19 protein-coding genes and 1 tRNA gene are annotated in these 18,295 nt (G+C 68.5%); 9 read left to right on the forward strand and 11 right to left on the reverse strand.

The window, feature by feature from the left end:
* Nucleotides 1–145: 145 nt before the first annotated feature.
* From ACFV9G_RS04830 to nth, 4 genes are read right to left on the reverse strand one after another with little or no spacing between them, the layout of a single operon-like run.
* A complete protein-coding gene (locus ACFV9G_RS04830) occupies nt 146–1,324 on the reverse strand; it encodes a MarP family serine protease (RefSeq protein WP_378725377.1) in 1,179 nt (392 codons plus the stop codon).
* Entirely contained in the window at nt 1,321–2,016 is a 696-nt protein-coding gene (locus tag ACFV9G_RS04835) for an NUDIX hydrolase (protein ID WP_378725379.1), read from the reverse strand. Before ACFV9G_RS04835 ends, ACFV9G_RS04830 begins: the two co-directional genes overlap by 4 nt.
* Nucleotides 2,013–2,657, reverse strand: coding sequence for a TlpA family protein disulfide reductase (locus tag ACFV9G_RS04840; protein ID WP_378725381.1), 645 nt, complete (start codon nt 2,655–2,657; stop codon nt 2,013–2,015). Before ACFV9G_RS04840 ends, ACFV9G_RS04835 begins: the two co-directional genes overlap by 4 nt.
* A complete protein-coding gene (gene nth, locus ACFV9G_RS04845) occupies nt 2,657–3,373 on the reverse strand; it encodes an endonuclease III (protein WP_378725382.1) in 717 nt (238 codons plus the stop codon). Before nth ends, ACFV9G_RS04840 begins: the two co-directional genes overlap by 1 nt.
* A 187-nt stretch (nt 3,374–3,560) precedes the next feature.
* Between nth and ACFV9G_RS04850 the strand changes: the two genes are divergently transcribed.
* The 3 genes from ACFV9G_RS04850 to ACFV9G_RS04860 all read left to right on the forward strand — a co-directional run bounded on the left by ACFV9G_RS04850 (nt 3,561) and on the right by ACFV9G_RS04860 (nt 7,386).
* Entirely contained in the window at nt 3,561–4,238 is a 678-nt protein-coding gene (locus tag ACFV9G_RS04850) for a Crp/Fnr family transcriptional regulator (RefSeq protein ID WP_008356269.1), read from the forward strand.
* 69 nt (nt 4,239–4,307) lie between these two features.
* Nucleotides 4,308–4,808: a SigE family RNA polymerase sigma factor gene (locus tag ACFV9G_RS04855; RefSeq protein WP_378725384.1), complete on the forward strand. Its 501-nt coding sequence runs from the start codon at nt 4,308–4,310 to the stop codon at nt 4,806–4,808.
* Complete coding sequence (locus ACFV9G_RS04860; protein WP_378725386.1) at nt 4,801–7,386, forward strand: hypothetical protein; 2,586 nt, start codon at nt 4,801–4,803, stop codon at nt 7,384–7,386. The genes ACFV9G_RS04855 and ACFV9G_RS04860 overlap by 8 nt, the downstream gene beginning before the upstream one ends.
* On the opposite strand, the gene ACFV9G_RS04865 is transcribed toward ACFV9G_RS04860, so the two are convergent.
* The 5 genes from ACFV9G_RS04865 to ACFV9G_RS04885 form a co-directional block, all read right to left on the reverse strand.
* Nucleotides 7,380–7,976, reverse strand: a complete 597-nt coding sequence (locus ACFV9G_RS04865; RefSeq protein ID WP_378725387.1) for a YdeI family protein — start codon at nt 7,974–7,976, stop codon at nt 7,380–7,382. The genes ACFV9G_RS04860 and ACFV9G_RS04865 overlap by 7 nt on opposite strands.
* Nucleotides 7,977–7,993: 17 nt before the next feature.
* The gene (locus ACFV9G_RS04870; RefSeq protein ID WP_378725389.1) at nt 7,994–8,788 is read right to left on the reverse strand and encodes an MBL fold metallo-hydrolase; all 795 of its coding nucleotides are present in this window, start codon (nt 8,786–8,788) and stop codon (nt 7,994–7,996) included.
* Nucleotides 8,788–9,660 carry an NUDIX hydrolase gene (locus tag ACFV9G_RS04875; RefSeq protein WP_378725391.1) on the reverse strand — a complete coding sequence of 291 codons (873 nt, stop codon included), beginning with the start codon at nt 9,658–9,660 and terminating at the stop codon, nt 8,788–8,790. The genes ACFV9G_RS04870 and ACFV9G_RS04875 overlap by 1 nt, the downstream gene beginning before the upstream one ends.
* Before the next feature lie 62 nt (nt 9,661–9,722).
* Nucleotides 9,723–10,181, reverse strand: coding sequence for a RidA family protein (locus ACFV9G_RS04880; protein WP_378725393.1), 459 nt, complete (start codon nt 10,179–10,181; stop codon nt 9,723–9,725).
* Nucleotides 10,178–10,333 (reverse strand): DUF4177 domain-containing protein, encoded by a 156-nt coding sequence (locus ACFV9G_RS04885; RefSeq protein WP_141791386.1) that lies wholly within the window; start codon nt 10,331–10,333, stop codon nt 10,178–10,180. The genes ACFV9G_RS04880 and ACFV9G_RS04885 overlap by 4 nt, the downstream gene beginning before the upstream one ends.
* Nucleotides 10,334–10,425: 92 nt before the next feature.
* Between ACFV9G_RS04885 and ACFV9G_RS04890 the strand changes: the two genes are divergently transcribed.
* The 3 genes from ACFV9G_RS04890 (at nt 10,426) to ACFV9G_RS04900 (ending at nt 13,587) form a co-directional block, all read left to right on the forward strand.
* Nucleotides 10,426–11,241 (forward strand): maleylpyruvate isomerase family mycothiol-dependent enzyme, encoded by an 816-nt coding sequence (locus ACFV9G_RS04890; RefSeq protein WP_378725395.1) that lies wholly within the window; start codon nt 10,426–10,428, stop codon nt 11,239–11,241.
* Between the two features lie 86 nt (nt 11,242–11,327).
* Nucleotides 11,328–12,344, forward strand: coding sequence for an ArsA-related P-loop ATPase (locus tag ACFV9G_RS04895; protein WP_378725397.1), 1,017 nt, complete (start codon nt 11,328–11,330; stop codon nt 12,342–12,344).
* A gap of 76 nt (nt 12,345–12,420) precedes the next feature.
* Nucleotides 12,421–13,587, forward strand: a complete 1,167-nt coding sequence (locus ACFV9G_RS04900) for an ArsA family ATPase (protein ID WP_378725399.1) — start codon at nt 12,421–12,423, stop codon at nt 13,585–13,587.
* A gap of 93 nt (nt 13,588–13,680) precedes the next feature.
* Here ACFV9G_RS04900 and ACFV9G_RS04905 read toward each other — a convergent pair whose 3' ends face one another.
* The gene (locus ACFV9G_RS04905) at nt 13,681–13,956 is read right to left on the reverse strand and encodes a WhiB family transcriptional regulator (protein WP_045548985.1); all 276 of its coding nucleotides are present in this window, start codon (nt 13,954–13,956) and stop codon (nt 13,681–13,683) included.
* Between the two features lie 228 nt (nt 13,957–14,184).
* On the opposite strand from ACFV9G_RS04905, the gene ACFV9G_RS04910 reads away from it, so the two are divergent.
* Complete coding sequence (locus ACFV9G_RS04910) at nt 14,185–16,620, forward strand: penicillin-binding protein (protein WP_378725400.1); 2,436 nt, start codon at nt 14,185–14,187, stop codon at nt 16,618–16,620.
* Between the two features lie 68 nt (nt 16,621–16,688).
* On the opposite strand, the gene ACFV9G_RS04915 is transcribed toward ACFV9G_RS04910, so the two are convergent.
* The gene (locus tag ACFV9G_RS04915; protein ID WP_378725402.1) at nt 16,689–17,147 is read right to left on the reverse strand and encodes a GatB/YqeY domain-containing protein; all 459 of its coding nucleotides are present in this window, start codon (nt 17,145–17,147) and stop codon (nt 16,689–16,691) included.
* A 26-nt stretch (nt 17,148–17,173) separates the two neighbouring features.
* Here ACFV9G_RS04915 and ACFV9G_RS04920 point away from each other — a divergent pair, with 26 nt between their 5' ends.
* Both ACFV9G_RS04920 and ACFV9G_RS04925 read left to right on the forward strand, forming a co-directional pair.
* Complete coding sequence (locus ACFV9G_RS04920) at nt 17,174–18,094, forward strand: metallophosphoesterase (protein WP_378725404.1); 921 nt, start codon at nt 17,174–17,176, stop codon at nt 18,092–18,094.
* A gap of 73 nt (nt 18,095–18,167) precedes the next feature.
* Nucleotides 18,168–18,241: transfer RNA gene (locus ACFV9G_RS04925), tRNA-Pro, on the forward strand.
* Nucleotides 18,242–18,295 lie beyond the last annotated feature (54 nt).

Genomic DNA, 18,295 nt, shown 5'->3' on the forward strand with positions numbered 1-18,295 from the left:
CCATCCCATCTTACTTTATTATTTTTGTTGTATCTTTTTCTTTTTTTTTGCTGTCCAAAATGACCGCCGCCCCCCCCCCAAAAATATACATTTTCGACGTCCGAAACTACGGAGTCGGCCGCCGTTTCTACAGACTCGGCGAGAATCAGCCGGCGCAGGCTCCGGTGTCGACCGCAGCGGTCTGGGTGCGCGCCTCGCGGGCGATGTCGATGACCTGGTCGGTGGTGAGGGCGTAGCCGGTCTCGGAGTCGGTGACCGAGGCGGCGAAGACGACGCCGACGACGTCACCCTCGGAGTCGACGATGGGACCGCCGGAGTTGCCGGGGCGGATGAGGCTGCGTACGGAGTAGACGTCTCGGATGACGGTGCCGACGCCGTAGATGTCGGGCGAGCGGAGGCGCTGCTCGGCACGGATACGACCGGGCTGTACGTCGAAGGGGCCGTCCTGCGGATAGCCCAGGACAGCGATCGGATCCTCGGCACCGGCGGTGCGGTCGAAATCGAGGCGCTCGAGGTTGCCGCCGCCCTCGAACTTCAGGACCGCGATGTCGATCTTCGGGTCGTAATGGACGACCTTGGCGTCGTTGGCTCCATCACCGACGATGACGTTGGGGTCGTCGACACCGGCGACGACGTGGGCGTTGGTCATCAGATAGCCGCGCCCGATGACGAACCCAGTGCCCTCGACACCCTTGCCGCACTCGTTGGCGCCGCGGATCTTGAGGACCGACTCGCCCGCACGCACGACGTCGGGGTCGGTGAGCATCCGCCGCGGACCGGGGCCGACCTCGACGATCCGCTCATTGGCGAACGGCTCCAGGTAGCGCGGGAAGAACGAGGTGCCGACGACGTCGTTGAACGCGCTCAGCGCACGGTCGGCAGGCGACGGCATGATCGAGTCGACCTTGGCCAGGATCGCCGACCCACGCACCGCGGGCGTGAGCCCGTTGATCTGTGCCCCCGAGACCGCGACGCCGAGAGCCCAGGCGACCACCAGCACGGCCGCCGCGCTGAGCAACGACCCGCCGAGCGCATCGACGACCCGGGCCGGCTGCCAGGTGATCTCGTCCCGCACGCGTACACCGCCGTATTGCAGCACCGCCTGCCCGATGGACGCGCACGCGATCACGACGAACAGGGCGCCGAGCGAGACCCACAACGAAGGAGCCGCGCTGCCGAGCACCTTCGGCGCCAGCCAGATGCCGATGAAGCCACCGAGCAGCAGTCCGCCGGTCGCGAAGGCGCCGGTGATGAAACCCTGCCAATAACCCGAGAGCGCGTAGGCCCCGACGAGAATGATCAGGATCCAGTCAAGAAAGTTCACGGCCGATTCCGTTCGCGTCCCTGGAACATGTATTCGGGCAACTCCTTGATCGGCGCGTCCGGAATCTCCGTGATCCACCCGAGATAGGTGAAGAAGCGGCTGATGATTCCACCTGTGAAGCCCCAGAGGATGACATCCTTCTCCGGCCCGATCAAGAACGCGGGCATCAGCCATTCGCTGCGGCCCGGCGCGCCGACCTGGATCCGGTGGGCAGGATCCATGAGATCCGACAACGGCACCCGGTAGACGGCATGCACCTCTTCGAGCGAGCGGGCCGTGACCGGAGACGGCTCTCGCCACCACGCGATGATCGGCACGACCGCGTGGTTGGAGAACGGGATCCACAGCGCCGGTAGGCGGCCGACGACGTCGACGCCGGCCGGGTCGAGGCCGGTCTCCTCCCAAGCCTCACGCAGCGCCGCCTCCTCGACGGTCTCGCCGGGATCGAGCCGGCCGCCGGGGAACGAGACCTGACCGGGGTGCGAACGCATCGTGTGCGAGCGCTCTGTCAGCAACAGATCGGGACCCGAGGGACCTTCGCCGAACAGCATCAGCACGGCCGACTCGCGCGCGCTGCCGTCTGCCGGTGGCAGGAACTGTGAGATGTCCTCGCCCTGGATCTGCCGGGCGGCCTCGACGATCTCGTCGAACCACTCCGGCCGAGTCCCGTTGGCCGCCTGAAGCTCGCTCACAGCGTGATCCCCAACTTCTTCTCGACGAGCTCTTTCACCTGGGTCGCACTGGTCATGCCGCCCATCTGCAGCAGCTCCACGTCGCCGGAGGAGGACAGGACGTACGTCGCCGGCACCGAGCGCGCGGTGAGCGGCCCGCCCTGCAGCTCGCCGCCCGGATCGGCGTACATCGGGAAGGTCACCCCGCGCGAGATCGCTTCTTCGAGCGCGACCCCGGGGACGGTGTCCATGACGTCGATGCCGATCACCGGCACCTCGTCGCCGTAGGTCTCGTAGAAGCTCTGCAGCGCAGGCATCTCCTCCTTGCAGGGCGCGCAGAAGCCCTGGAAGAGGTTGATCACCATCGGCCCCTCGAACGTCGCGAGGTCGGCGGACTCGCCACCGCCGAGGCAGGCCAGCACGATCGACGGCAGTCCACCGTCGCTCGCGGGACCCTCCTGGCAGGCCTCCACCTTCGACGCCTTCTTGGCCGCGACCATCTCCGCGGTGGCGACGTTCACCTTGGAGGACGGTTCATTGGCCAGGGGCGCGCCGGACTGTCCGCCCCCGTTCGAGGAGTCGGTGCCGCAACCGGCCAGGACGGCCAGCAGCAGGGCAGCTGCCGAAACGACCCGGGCTCGTCTCCCCAGGGCACGCACCATCAGTTGCGGCCCTCCGTGCGGACCAGCTTCGCCGCGACGTCAGGGTCGGTCGGCCCCTCCCCGTACGCAGGGCACAGCTGTGACACCGGACAGGCACCGCACGCCGGCTTCTGGGCGTGACAGATCCGCCGCCCGTGCCAGATCACGTGGTGGGACAGCATCGTCCAGTCCCGCTTCTCGAACAGCGCGCCTACCTCGTGCTCGACCTTGACCGGGTCCTTCTCGGTCGTCCACCCGAAGCGCCGCGAGAGCCGTCCGAAGTGCGTGTCGACGGTGATCCCCGGCTTGCCGAAGGCGTTGCCGAGCACCACGTTGGCGGTCTTGCGCCCGACACCGGGCAGCTTCACCAGCTGCTCCAGGCGCGAGGGCACCTCACCGTCGTACTCCTCCACCAGCACGGCGCTCAGCTTCAGCAGCGCCTCGGTCTTGGCACGGAAGAAGCCGAGCGGCCCGACGAGCTGCTCGAGGTGCTCTCGGGGCGCCGCCGCCATCTCCTTCGCCGACGGGTAGGCCGCGAACAGGGCGGGCGAGGCCAGGTTGACCCGCTTGTCCGTGGTCTGTGCACTCAGCACGGTCACGACCAGGCACTCGAACGGGTTGGTGAAGTCGAGCTCGGCCTTCGCATCCGGGTAGGTCTCACCGAGGACGCGGTCGATCCGACGGGCACGACGCACCAGACCCAGGCGCGTCTCAGTCGCAAACTTCTGGGCAGGCACGCAGCAAGGCTACGCGGCCGCACCGACAATCCCGATCCGGCCCGGAGGGCTGCTAGCACAAACACCGCTCAACACATGCACTTTCTGCGCTTATCGGTGGGGGATGTGCACTTGTGAGACGTTCCACAGATAGGATTCCCGGTGTAATACCCGCGGATGTGGGGAAAATCCAGGAGGAATGGCCGCAATGGACAACGACGTACTCCGTCAGGCACCGCTCTTCAGCGCACTCGACGACGAGTCGATGACGGCCCTGCACGCCTCGATGGCAGAGTCGAAGCTCCGCCGCGGAGAGGTGCTCTTTCACGAGGGCGACTCCGGCGACAAGCTGTACGTCGTGATCGACGGCAAGGTGAAGCTCGGCCGCACCTCGTCCGACGGCCGCGAGAACCTGCTCGCCATCATGGGCCCCGGCCAGATGTTCGGTGAGCTCTCGCTCTTCGACCCCGGCCCCCGCTCGGCCACCGTCACCGCGGTCACCGACTCCGCCTTCGCGAGCCTGTCCCACGAGGACCTCCTCAAGTGGCTCGAGGGCCGCCCGGTCGTCGCCCGCGGCCTGCTCGCCCAGCTGGCCGGCCGCCTCCGCAAGGCTAACGACGTCGTCGCCGACCTCGTCTTCTCCGACGTCCCCGGCCGTGTCGCGAAGGCCCTGCTCGACCTCGCCGACCGCTTCGGCCGCACCGCCGACGACGGCGTCCACGTCCACCACGACCTCACCCAGGAGGAGCTCGCCCAGCTCGTCGGCGCCTCCCGCGAGACGGTCAACAAGGCACTGGCCGACTTCGCCAGCCGCGGCTGGCTCCGCCTCGAGCCGCGCAGCGTGGTCATCATGGACATCGAGCGCATGGCCCGCCGCGCCCGCTGATTCTTTACTTTATGTAGGCACCCGGCCTCCTTTCATCCGGCGTAGTAGCCGGTGAAGGAGGCCGTGCCTTTGTCCCCCACAGATCTCGATCGAGAAGCGTTCGAGCAGTTCGTACGCCTGCGCGTGCCCGCGCTCTCCCGCACCGCGTATCTGCTCACCGGCGATGCACACCTCGCCGAAGACCTCGTCCAGCAGGCTCTCTTCTCAGCTGCGAAGTCGTGGCATCGCATCCACGGCGACCCCGAGCCGTACGTCCGTCGCATCCTCTACACCCAGAACATCTCCTGGTGGCGCCGCCGCCGGCTGGTCGAGACCCCGACCGAGACATACGAGGCGCCGGAGGTCTCGTCCGGCGACACAGAGCTGCGGCTCAGCCTCGATGCCGCCCTGGCGCAGCTCACGGCCCGCCAGCGCACGATCCTCGTGCTCCGATTCTTCGAAGACCTGACCGAGGTCCAGACCGCCCACGTCCTCGGGATCCACTCCGGCACGGTCAAGTCCACGACCCGCAAGGCTCTCGACCGCCTGCGCACCCTCGCACCTCACCTCGAGGAGCTTCTCCATGACTGACCAGCAGCTCCGCGAAGAGCTCCACCGCATCGCCGACAGCGCCCCCAGCGCGTACGTCCCCGCCGATCTCTTCGCTCGTGGCCGTCGCGCCCACCGGCGCTCGCTCACCATCGTCGCCGCGTCGGTCGCTGCCGCGGTCGCTCTGATCGCCGGCGCGGTCGCCTTGGCCCCGACCCGCGACTCGGCCGAGGTCGACCCCGCCCGAAGCCGAGCCGACCTGGCCGTCCCCGACACGATCTACGCCGCCCCGACCTGGCTCGCTGAGACGGAGGACGGCCGCTACACCCACATCGACGAGCTCGAGCAGGACCTGGCCATCGGCGTCGGCGCCATCGCGTACGTCCGACCCGCAGATGACGCGAGCGCTGGAGTCGCGGTCGTGATCGACGCAGACGATGGCGACTACCATCCCTTGTTTCTTCCGGACTTCATCGCTCTCGATCCCTACTGGAGGAACGGGACCAACGGCGATGTCGAGCACCAACCGCTCGCCCTCTCCCCGGACGGCCAGCACCTGGCCTGGGCCTGGGGGATGGGCCGCGACGCGGGACCCGACGGCGCGACGCCCGGTGGGGTGCGTGTCGCCGATCTGACCACCGGCGAGGTCGTCGAGTGGGACCTGGCGACGGCGGCGTGTCCTGCGACGGGCTGTGACGACCGCGGCACCTACGTATCCGACCTGAAGTGGTCCGAGGGCGGGCGACAGTTGCTCTGGACCGGCTCGCGGATGGACCAATGGGACGCCCAGGCGTACGTTCCGGGCGCGCGGGTCGCCGGTGTCATCCACCTCGCGTCTGCCTCCATGACTCCCTACCAGGGCGGGATCGACAATCAGGGTGAGCTCTCCACCTGGGCCGTCTCAGACGACGGTGCGATCGCGTTCAACGGTGATCCCGGGCCCGATCTCCATCTCCAAGGCCCCGATGGCAAGCCGAGCACCCTCGTACGTCCCGAGTTGGCATCCATCGGTGAACCGATCCTCTATCGCGGCAACGACCTCTACATCAGCTCCGAGGACGGACTGATCCGCGTCGACGGAAGCGGCGCGACGTACGCCACGCCTGACGACACCATGTGGCGAGCTGTCGGCTGGGTGGGAGACGGGCCCCTCCTCGAGCTCTACGGGTCCGACGACATCTACTTCGGTCAGGTCTGGGAGGTTGGGCCGACACCTGACAACGAGTCGGCGGGCGGAAGCTCCCTGATCAGTCTCGGCGACGATGCCGGCTCGACCGTCGCCGACACGACCAGCATCGCCTATGACCTCATCGACACCGGGTCGATCAAGCATCCGACGGTGCACCGGAGCAAGCCGTTCTTCCGACCTCCCTGGGCGAGCACAGCGGCGTTCTGGCTGTTCGTGGGCGGGCTGGTCGCTGCGATCATGTGGCGGCGGCGCGCCGCCGCCCGCATGTTCGCCGTGGTCGCGGTGGTGGCTTTGGTGTTCGGTGTAGCGGGCGTAATGCTCATCGATCGTTCGGCTTTCACCTCTGGCAGCGACGGGCAGGACGACACCGACAGGCTGGTCAAGGTCTCGCCGACCGTCTCCACCGACGCTCCCAGTCCCGCCCGGGCGGAGATCCCCTGGGAGATCCGCTGGACCGATAACCCGGAGAAGCATGTCCCCGTCTCCGAGTCACTCGCGGTCGGTCGTGCGACGCTCGCGTTCGCCGACGATGCCGGCCTCATGGGCGGCGATAGGGGATCCGCGGCGGTGATCACAGTCGACGGCGACTATCGCCGCCTGGACCTGCCGGACATCGACGAGGCCAGCATCATCGGGGGCGGATGGGCGGCCGTCCAGCTCTCCCCCGACGGAGCACGCCTGGCGTACGTCACCGGAGAAGGCCTGAACGTCGTAGACCTGGAGACCGGCAAGGTCGCCGAGCACGACCTCGATCTCACCCGCGGCAGGGTTACCAGCTTCGCCTGGTCCCCGAACTCTGGCTGGTTGGTCTGGGACTCCGACTACGAGCACCGGGCCGCCGGCCGCATCGCGCCCGATGGCACCGCCGAGCCGCTTCCCGACGACCACTGGGAGAACGCGGGCATCGGCAACGACGGCACGGTCGCCGTACGCACCGAGTCCGGCACTCGGATGTGGCCCGACGGTGCGGCCGTGCTGCCCGGGACGGAGTCTCCAGTCGCATCAATCTGGGTCGGCCCCGACGCGAGCGCGGTCCGTTCGGTCGGGTCTCGTCAGCAGGGCGAGGCCGAGCTCGCCATCGGCCGTTCGCCGAAGGTCCGGGGAGTCGATGTCGATGGCCGTCACCTCCTCGGCGTGGCGGGATGGCTGAGCGACGGTACGCCGATCATCACGACCCAAGGTGAGGATGACATCGACCTTCGCACCGTCGACCCAGACGGCTCGACACACAAGGTGGCCCGCGTCGACAGCTACGTGGCTGGGCTGAGCGTCGCGACCGCGCTTCCCGCCGACACTGTTGTCACGCCACCGCACCCGACGTGGGGGAAGCCCATTCCACTCTGGCCGATTCTGGTGATCGCGGGCATCGTCGCGGCCACCGGGTTCTTCGTGTGGCGTTGGGTCAGGCGCGCTCGGCGAGCGGGCTACTGAGGCCGGCGCTTCTGGGGATGGATCGTCTCGTGGCGGGCGAGCATGGCGACGAACTCCTCGATCTTGCGCACCCGAGCGGCCTCGGTCTTCAGGGCGGTGATGCGGTGGTAGAGGGCGAAGCGGTTCTGAGAGGTGAGGACGTCGTACATCGCCTGCGCCTCGGGCACCGCGGCGATCGCAGCGAGGAGGTCGGGCGGGGTCTCGGCAGTCGCCGGACCCGCGTACGCCGCCTCCCACCGCCCATCCGCCTTCGCCGCCTCCACGGCGGCCCGCCCGGCCGCAGTCATCCGGCCCTCGGCCTCGAGGCGGCCGATGTGCTCGACGTTCCTCAGGGACCAGCGGCTCTTCGGCCCACGCGGGGTGAACCGCTGGAACGACGACTGCTCGTCGCGGCGCCGGGCCTGGCCGTCGATCCAGCCGAAACAGAGCGCTTCGTCAAGCGCGGTCTGCCAGGCCAACGTGGTGAGCGTGCCGCCCTTCTTCGTCAGCACCAGCCAGACCGCGGGCGTGTCGGCATGGTGCTCCTCCAGCCAGGCCCGCCACGCGGGCGGGTCGGGAAGCAGGAGCTCGGCTCCGGGCAGGATGGCCATGAGCCGAACAGTAGGCCTCAGCGCTCAGCGAGGTAAGCCAATTGCGCTCTGACCGACAGCTCGGCGGCACCCCAGAGAACCTGGTCGACGTCGGCGTACACGGTCTCGACGATCGCCCGCGGGTCCGCCTCGGCGGGCGTGGTTCCCAACGCCGAGACGGCGCCCTCGACCTGGCCGAGGCGTTCGCGGCGGTGGGAGATGTAGTAGTCCAGCGCGGCCAGCGCGTCACCGATGACCGGGCCGTGGCCGGGCCACACGCTGCCGACACCGTGCTCGGAGGCGAGCGCGTGGAGACGGTCGAGCGAGTCGAGGTAGGCACCCAGCTCGCCGTCTGGATGGGCGACAACGGTCGTCCCCCGCCCGAGAACGGTGTCGCCGGTCAGCACAGCCCCGTCGGCAGGCAGCCAGAAGGACAGCGAGTCCGAGGTGTGCCCAGGAGTCCCGACGACGCGGATCTCCAGCCCGTCGACCTCGATGACGTCGCCGTCGCCGAGCCCCTCGGTCCCGAGCCGGTATTCAGGATCAAGAGCGCGTACGCCTGCCCCGACCCGCTCCGCGAAGGCCCGTGCCGCCTCGGAGTGGTCGTAGTGATGATGGGTCAGCAGCACCGTCGCGACCTCGCCGGCGGCCTCCGCGACGGTATCGAGGTGCCCCTCGTCGAGAGGGCCGGGGTCGATCACGACCGACCGGCGCGCACCCGGCTCGCGCAGCACCCAGGTGTTGGTGCCGTCGAGCGACATGATCCCGGGGTTGGGCGCGAGGATGCACTGACCTCGCTCCCCGAAGACACCGCCTGACCAGGACTCGCTCATCAGCGCCCCCTCCCGGCGACCAGCGACGCGTGCAGCGGCATCATCGACAGGGTGTGACCGCCGTCGACCTCCGCGACGGTCGGCGTGAACATCGTCAGCTCACGCTCCGCGGCGGCGGCGAGGACCTCGTCCTCCGAGCCGACCGAGGAGACCTCGAGACAGTTGAGATAGGTCGGCGGCATCATCGCCAGCTCGCCGGCCTCGACCTGGGCCACCGCATCGGCGACCCCCAGCCAGAGCACCGAGGAGGACTCGCTCGACACGTCGCGCGTGACCTGTCCCTCGGGCAGGCGCGCGACGAAGAACCAGGTCGCGAAGCGCTTCGGCTCGAAGACGGGCGTCGTCCACGCGGCCCACGGCGCCAGCAGATCCGTACGCAGCACCAGCCCGCGCCGGGTCAGCAGCTCGGTCAACGACAGCGAGCGCGACTCCAGAGCGCCCCGGTCCGCCTCCCATTCCTCACCCGACACATCGGAGACGACCTCATCGCCCGACGCTCCCGCGAGCAGCACCCCGCACTCCTCGAACGTCTCCCGCACCGCCGCGGCAACCAGCGCCCGGGCGCGGGACTCATCGACCCCGAGCCGGCGTGCCCACTCAGCGGCGGACGGCCCGGCCCAGCAGGAGTCGGGCAGCTCGGCGTCGCGTACGTCCACGCCGCCGCCGGGGAAAACAGCCATCCCGGCGGCGAACCCCATCGTCAGCTGGCGACGGAGCAGATAGACCTCGGGGCCGGCGACCGAGCCGGGCCGCAACAGCAGCACCGTCGCCGCGTCCCGCGGCTCGACCGGGGTGCGTACGCCCTGGGCGTACTCCCCGGCCAACGCCACGATGTCGTCACCAAGCCGGACAGGAGGGATCGGAATACGCACGCTCGTCACTGTAGCGACGCCGACGCCGGCGCCCTACCCCCATCCGAGACTCAGACCGAGGCTCAGATCTCGACGATGATCTCCACCTCGACCGGAGCGTCGAGCGGCAGGACGGACACGCCGACGGCGGAACGCGTGTGGCGGCCGGCGTCACCGAAGACCTTGCCGAGCAGCTCGGAGGCACCGTTGGCGATGCTCGGCTGGGCGGTGAAATCGGGAGTGGAGGCGACGAAGCAGGTCACCTTGACGACCCGTGTGACCAGCGACAGGTCGCCGATCTCGGCCTTCACCGCGGCGAGCGCGTTGAGCGCGCACTGCTGCGCGGCTGCCACACCCTCCTCGGGCGAGACGTCGCCACCGAGCTTGCCGGTGGACAGCAGCGCGCCGTCCTTCATCGGCAGCTGGCCGGAGGTGAAGACGTAGTCGCCAGTGCGAAGCGCCGGGATGTAGGCCGCTACCGGAGGAACCACCTCCGGCACCGACAGCCCGAGCTCGGCGAGGACCTCCTCGGGCGAGCTCACTCCGAGACCGCCCGCTTGAAGAAGCCGACGTAGTTGCCGGTGCCGTTGTCGAGGATGGAGACGAGCTCCCACCCGTCGGCACCGAAGTTGTTGAGGATCTGCGCCGCAGCGTGGTTGAGGATCGGCGCTACCTGGTACTCCCACTTGGTCATATCGGCACCCTACTTCGCGGACCGTCGGACAGGTCTCCCGACGACATGGTTTGACCTTCCAACTGAGGCCCCTGCCCACTATCGTCAGGTCCGTGACTTCCGCAGAACAGCTGAAGACGTACATCGACTCCTGGTGGTCCTCCGTCCAGGACCTCCTCACGCTCCTCGAGGAGCTCTCCGAGCCCGACTGGGACCGGCCCACCGATCTCCCCGGCTGGGACGTACGCGCCGTCGCCTCCCACGTCGCTCATCTCGAGGGCCTCACCGCCGGCGCGCCCCGCGAGGACGCCACCGTGCCCGAGTCCGCCCACATCAAGTCGCCGATGGGCCAGTTCACCGAGATCGGCGTGCTCACCCGCCGCGAGGCCTCACCGGCGAGCATCATCGACGAGATCCGCCGCCACACCGCCGTACGTCACGACGAGCTGCTCGCCTCCCCGCCCGAGGACCCCGCGGCGCCGGCGTCCGGCGTCTTCGGCGCGCTCGGGTGGACGACCGGCAAGCTGCTCCGCAACCGGCCGCTCGACGTCTGGCTGCACGAGCAGGACATCCGCCGCGCCACCGGCCGCCCCGGCAACCTCGACAGCCCCGGCGCCCTCCACACCGCCGACTATCTGCTCGAAGGCGTCGGCTTCGTGCTCGCGAAGAAGGCCGGCGGTGCCCCTGGCGCCACTGTCGTCGTCGAGGTCGAGGGCCACGCGCCCTACGCGTTCACCGTCACCAAGGAGGGCAAGGGCGTCCCGGTGGCCGACCCGGTGACCGCGCCCACCGTCACCCTCAGCACCGACCGGGAGACGTACGTCCTCCTCGCCGGCGGCCGAGCCTCTGGCGACCCCGGCAAGGTCGAGATCGCCGGCGACACCGTGCTCGGCACCAAGATCGTCGAGAACCTCAACATCACCCCCTGAGTCGTGAACCTGAGTTGTGAAGCTGAGAGTGATCTATAGGTCACTCTCGGGTTCACAACCCCCTCGGCCCGGATAAAGTCGGGTCCATGAGTTCCGACTGGCCCCACGTGCAGCTGCATGTGGTGACCGGCAAGGGCGGCACGGGCAAGTCGACGGTGGCTGCGGCTCTCGCGCTCGGGCTGGCCTCCCACGGGAAGAACGTCCTGCTCTGCGAGGTCGAGGGCCGCCAGGGGGTGGCGCGGATGTTCGACGTCGACCCGCTGCCCTACGCCGAGACCCGCATCGCGACCGGGCTGCGGCTGCGATCGCGGTCGGGTGCCGACGCCGAGCCGGGCAACGTCTACGCGCTGCACATCGCCCCGGAGGAAGCGCTCCTCGAATACCTCAAGATGTACTACAAGCTCGGCCCGGCCGGCCGTGCCCTCGATCGGTTCGGCGTCGTCGAGTTCGCGACCACGATCGCGCCCGGGGTCAGAGACGTCCTCCTCACCGGCAAGCTCTTCGAGGCCGTCCAGCGCAACAGCCGCAACAAGGGCGCGCGGACCTACGACGCCGTCGTTCTCGACGCTCCCCCGACCGGCCGGATCACCACCTTCCTCAACGTGTCCGAGTCGGTCGCGGGTCTGGCCAAGGTCGGCCCGATCAAGAACCAGGCCGACACCATGATGACCCTGTTCCGCTCCCGCCGCACCGCCGTCCATCTGGTCACGCTGCTGGAGGAGATGCCGGTCCAGGAGACCTCCGACGGCATCAGCGACCTGCGCGCCGCCGGCCTCCCCGTGGGTGGGGTCATCGTCAACCAGATGCGCCCCCGCGACCTCCCGGACGAGTCGCTCACCCCCGCCCTCGCCGGCACTCTCGACAGCGAGCAGATCGCCGAGGACCTCAAGCGCGCCGGCGTCGAACCCGACCCCGCCCTGATCTCCGCCCTCACCCACGAGGCGAAGGAGTACGCCGAGCGCCGAGCCCTCGAGGACGCCCAACGCGACCTCGTCGCCGGCCTCGGGGTCCCGACCTACGAGCTCAACCGGATCGCCGGCGGGATCGACATCGGCGGGCTCTACGAGCTCGCGGCCGAGCTGAAGGATCAGGGGCTGGCATGAGCGAGCGCAAGCGAGCGACAACATGGGTCGTGCCGCCGGTTCCGTATTCTTTGCACTGCCCTACGGAGGCGGCGGCATGACGGCACGCCCACGCGTCGGCCCGCTGGCCGCCCACGCCGACCGCACCCTGGCCCTCGACGTCGACCGACTGCTCGACGACCGCAACACCCACATCATCGTCTGCTGCGGCAGCGGCGGCGTGGGCAAGACGACCACATCGGCAGCGCTCGCGCTGCGGGCCGCGGAACGCGGACGCAAGGTCGTGGTGCTGACGATCGATCCCGCACGCAGGCTCGCCCAGTCGATGGGCATCGCCCAGCTCGACAACACGCCCCGCCCCGTTCCCGGGATCGGCCCGGGCCGGCTCGACGCGATGATGCTCGACATGAAGCGCACCTTCGACGAGGTGGTCGAGTCCCAGGCCAGCCCCGAGAAGGCGCAGCAGATCCTGAGCAACCAGTTCTACATCGCGCTGAGCTCCAGCTTCGCGGGCACACAGGAATACATGGCGATGGAGAAGCTCGGCCAGCTCTACCGCGACTCCTTCGCTCACAACGGCGGCAACGGCGACTACGACCTGATCGTCGTCGACACACCCCCGAGCCGAAGCGCCCTGGACTTCCTCGACGCCCCCGAGCGCCTCTCCAGCTTCCTCGACGGGCGGTTCCTGCGCCTGATGCTGGCCCCGGCCAAGGGGCCGGTCAGGCTGATGTCTGCCGGGATCAACATCGTCACCAACGCGCTCAAGAAGGTGCTCGGCGGGCAGATGCTCACCGACCTGCAGACCTTCGTGACCGCACTCGACACCGTCTTCGGTGGTTTCCGGCAACGGGCCCAGGAGACGTACGCCCTGCTTCAGGCCGACGAGACCGCCTTCCTCGTCATCGCCGCCCCCGAGCCCGACGCGCTCCGGGAGGCCGCCTACTTCGTCGAGCGGCTCTCCGGTGACCGGATGCCGCTCCAGGGCCTGGTCGTCAACCGAGCCACCCTGCCCGACGATGCAGCGCTCACCGCGGCCGCGGCGGGAGCTGCCTCCGAGCGCCTCCCCGATGCGCCCCTCACCGCCGGACTGCTGCGGCTCCATGCCGACCGCGCGCTCCTGGTCGAGCGCCAGGATCAGCTGCGCGAGCGCTTCGCGGTCGCTCATCCCCAGGTGCCGACCGCCGTCGTGCCGGCGCTGCCCGGTGACGTACACGATCTCGACGGGCTCCGCGAGATCGCCCGGTTGCTGGCCCAGGGCTGAGCACCTGGAAAAGGGTCGAGCCAGGACGTACGCAACGTACGTCCTGGCTCAGACCAAGATCTTCAGCGATCCACTCGAGTAGGGGACGAGAGGTCACTCCACCGAGGCACGGGTGCGCGCGGCCTCGAGCACGGCGCGCCAGGAGGCGTTCGGGCTGCGACGGAGCAGCGCACGACGCTCGCGCTCGGTCATGCCGCCCCAGACACCCCACTCGATCTGGTTGTCAAGCGCCTCGGCGAGGCACTCGGTGCGGACGACGCAGCCGGAACAGACCATCTTGGCCTTGTTCTGCTCGGCTCCACGCACGAAGAGCTCGTCGGGCTCGTTCTCACGACAAGCGGCCTGCAGCGACCATTCATCAACCCACATTGTGTGCCATCCCTTCGTCGGAGCGCTTCGCCCTCCCCAATTTGACGGCGTGGGCGCCCGTGCGGACTAAAGGTTAAGGACCCGAGCCTGTCGAGTGACACACCCTTCTGACCCAAAGTACGTAGTTCTAAATGACTAGTAGGGGTCCTAGGACCCCTTTGTGGCCTCCCTGTCCGGCTACATTTGCGAATCATGTGCTATTAGCCGCGATCACCTACGATGACCAGCATGTCCTCGCCGTCGCTGCGCCCGCAGACCGTGCTCAAGCATCTCGCCGTCATGTGCGGCGTGGCAGCCGTCCTCGGAGTCGTCGCCGCAGGTCTCGCCATCCCCTTCGCCGGTGTGGCCGGGATCGCGGCCAAGGAGACCGCCGAGAAGATGGACTCGCTGCCGCAGGCCTTCGAGGTCGACGACATGTCCCAGACGACCAAGATCGTCGACCGCAAGGGCAACGTGATCACGACGCTCTACGACCAGAACCGCGTCTACCGTCCTCTCGACCAGATCTCGTCCAACATGACGAAGGCGCTCCTGGCGATCGAGGACTACCGCTTCTACCAGCACGGCGCGATGGACCTCAAAGGAACGCTGCGTGCGCTGATCACCAACCAGGCGAGCGACTCGGTGCAGGGTGGTTCCTCGATCACCCAGCAGCTGGTCAAGACCACCTTGGTCTACTCGGCGAAGACCGAGGCCGAGCGCAAGGCGGCCATCGAGAAGTCGACGGCCCGCAAGATCCGCGAGCTGCGCTACGCGATCGCGCTGGAGGAGAAGCACTCCAAGGACTGGATCCTGGAGCGCTACCTCAACGCGGCCTACTTCGGCGACGGCGCCTACGGCGTCCAGGCCGCCGCCAAACACTACTTCAACGTCAACGCCTCCGAGCTCAACTGGCAGCAGTCGGCGATGCTGGCCGGGATGGTGAAGAACCCCACCGGCTACGACCCGACCAACTACCCCGACGCCACCATCGCCCGCCGCAACGTCGTCCTCGACCGGATGGCCGCGCTCAACGTCGTCTCCCGCCCCGAGGCGGAGAAGCTGAAGGACGCCGACCTCGGCCTGGACGTCCAGAAGCAGCGCAACGGCTGCCTCGGCTCCTCCGCGGAGTTCTTCTGCGACTACGTGATCAAGTGGCTGCTCAAGGACCCGGCCTTCGGCGAGAACGAGACCGACCGGCTCGCGCTGATCAAGTCGGGCGGTCTGACCATCAAGACCACGCTCGACCAGCGGTTCCAGGACGCCGCTCAGGAGTCCGTCGAGGATCACGTCCACGCCACCGACCAGGCCATCGGCGCTCTGGCCATGGTCGAGCCTGGCACCGGTCGGGTCCGGGCGCTCGCCCAGTCCCGACCGATGGGTGACAACAAGAAGAAGGGCCAGTCCTACCTCAACTACCTGGTCCCGAAGGAGAAGTCGGGCGACTCCAACGGCTTCCAGGCCGGGTCGACCTTCAAGGCGTTCACGCTGGCCGCCGCGATCGAGCAGGGCTTCCCGCTCAAGCAGAAGATCAACTCCCCCGAGGAGCTGACCCTCAACGAGTCCACCTTCGCCGGCTGCCCGGGTGACGGCAACCGGGTCGGTTCCCACACCTTCCACAACTCCACGACCTCGGGCAGCAAGGACGCCTACACCGGCACGCGGGAGTCGGTGAACACCTTCTACGCCCAGCTCTTCCAGCTCACCGGGATGTGCACGCCCTACAAGATGGCGCAGAAGATGGGCGTCAAGCTCACCGCCCCGTTCGGAATTGCGCCCGAGGACGGCCACATCTGCAAGGCCGGGGAGGTCGCGGACTGCCGGGGTGCAGAGCGCGTGCCGACCTTCACCCTCGGCGTCGTCGACGTCAGCCCGCTCGAGATGGCGGAGGCGTACGCGACGTTCGGCGCCCGTGGCAAGCACTGCGACTCGGTGCCGGTCAACGAGATCCTCGACGCCAACGGCAAGGTGATCAAGCAGTACGAGCCGACCTGCGAGCAGGCGATGGCCAAGGGCACCGCCGACGCGGTCAACGACATCCTCCGCGGTGTGATGGAGCCCGGCGGTTTCGGCCAGAACCTGGCCCTGTCGGTGCCGAGCGCCGGCAAGACCGGCACCACGCAGGACAACAAGGCGGTGTGGCTGATGGGCTACACGCCGCGGCTCGCGACCGCGGCGATGATCGCCGGAGCCAACTCGGCGGGCACGCCACTGGGTCTCCAGGGCCAATACATCGGTGGCGACTACATCGCCACCGCATCGGGATCGGGTTTCGCCGGCCCGATGTGGGGCGACGCGATGCAGGTGATCGACAAGTACCTCAAGTGGGTGGACTTCAAGGAGCCCGACCCGAACGTGATCGCGGGCAACACGGTCGACGTCCCCTGGACCGGCGGCATGACCGTCGAGAAGGCCACGAAGGTCCTGCGGGCCGCGGGCTTCCAGGTCCAGGTCGGCCCGGAGGCGTACTCGGAGTACGACCCCGGTCTGGTCGCCTTCACCACTCCGTCCGGTGAGGCCGCCGAGGGGTCGCCGGTGACGATCTACACCTCGATGGGCCCGGAGCCGAAGCCCGATCCCAAGCCCAAGAAGAAGAAGCAGCAGCCCGAGAAGAAGCCCGGCAACGAGAAGCCGGCAGTGGTCGAGGAAGAGCCCGACTTCGGTTGGGAGTGGCCGACCGGCTGACGCCGAGAGCACCAAACGACTGTGGCCCCACCGAATCCGGTGGGGCCACAGTCGTTCTCGGATCGCCGTCAGGCAAGCTGCTTTCGCACCTCGGCCGCCACGGCACCGCCGTCGGCCTTGCCCTTGGTCTGCGGGGTCAGGACGCCCATCACCTTGCCCATGCCCTTCATCCCGAGATCGGCCGCACCGGTCTGGGCGATGGCCTTGCTGACCAGGTCGGAGATCTCCTCGGCGCTCAGCTGAGCGGGCAGGTACTCGGTGATCACCGCAGCCTCCGCGGTCTCCTTCTCCGCCTGCTCGGCGCGACCGCCGTCGGCGAAGGCGGTGGCCGCCTCGCGGCGCTTCTTGGCCTCACGGGTGAGGATCGTGATGATCTCGTCGTCGGTGAGCTCCTTGGCCTCCTTGCCGGCGACCTCCGCCTCGGTGATCGAGGCCATGACCATGCGCAGCGTCCCGGCGCGGTGCTTGTCGCGGGCCTTCATCGCAGAGGTCAGGTCGGTCCTCAGCTGGTCCTTCAGAGTGCTCATGAGACCCATTGTGGCAGGGTTGTGCCATGCGGCTCGCCTCAGTAATCGGTGCAACCCTCGGCACCGGGATCGCCACCGGCGCGGCCATGACGGCGTACGCCCTGTGGGAGGCCCGTCAATACACGCTGCGCCATGTCGGACTGCCGGTGCTCCCCGAGGGCGCGGACCCGCTGCGGGTGCTGCACCTCTCCGACATGCACGTGGTCCCGTCGCAGCACAAGAAGCTCGACTGGATCGCGTCCCTGGCCGCCTTGAAGCCGGACCTGGTCATCGACACCGGTGACAACCTGGCTCACCAGCGGGCGGTGCCATCGATCGTCAACGCTCTCGGCACGTTGCTCGACGTACCGGGGGTCTTCGTGCACGGGTCCAACGACTACTACGAGCCGCGGCTGCGCAACCCGATCGGCTACCTGCTGCCGGACAACGGCAAGCGGCAGACGAACGTGCCCGAGCTCCCCTGGCGTGACCTGTCCGCGTCGTTCACCAAGTCGGGCTGGCTCGATCTCACCAACACGCGCTCGACGCTGACCGTCAAGGGCGTCGAGTTCGCCTTCGCCGGCGTCGACGACCCCCACCTGCGCCTCGACGACCTGTCTGCGGTCGCCGGCCCCGCGGACCCGTCCGCGGACGTACGCCTCGGGGTCGCGCACGCTCCCTATCTGCGGGTCCTGGACCAGTTCACCGCCGACGGCTACGACGCGATCCTGGCCGGCCACACCCACGGCGGTCAGATCTGTCTGCCGGGAGGGCGAGCCCTGGCCACGAACTGCGACCTCGACCCCGCCCGGGTACGCGGCCTGCACACGCATACCCACGGCGGACGGCAGGCCTGGATGCACGTCTCGGCCGGCCTCGGCACCTCGCCCTACACCCGGATCCGCATCGCCTGCCGCCCCGAGGCGACCCTCCTGACGCTCACCCCGCGCGGAGCGTCAGGTCGGTAGGGCCCGATTACGGCTCCGGGGAGTCTCTGGGCTATGCTCATTCCTCGTTGGACCGTTTGTTCGGTGCAGCATTCGGGTTGTAGCGCAGCTTGGTAGCGCACCTCGTTCGGGACGAGGGGGCCGCAGGTTCAAATCCTGTCAACCCGACATCGAGTTCAGGCTCGGAGATCGCAAGATCTCCGAGCCTGAACCTCTTTCTGG

This window comes from Nocardioides sp. NPDC059952 (assembly GCF_042730435.1).
GTDB lineage: Bacteria > Actinomycetota > Actinomycetes > Propionibacteriales > Nocardioidaceae > Nocardioides.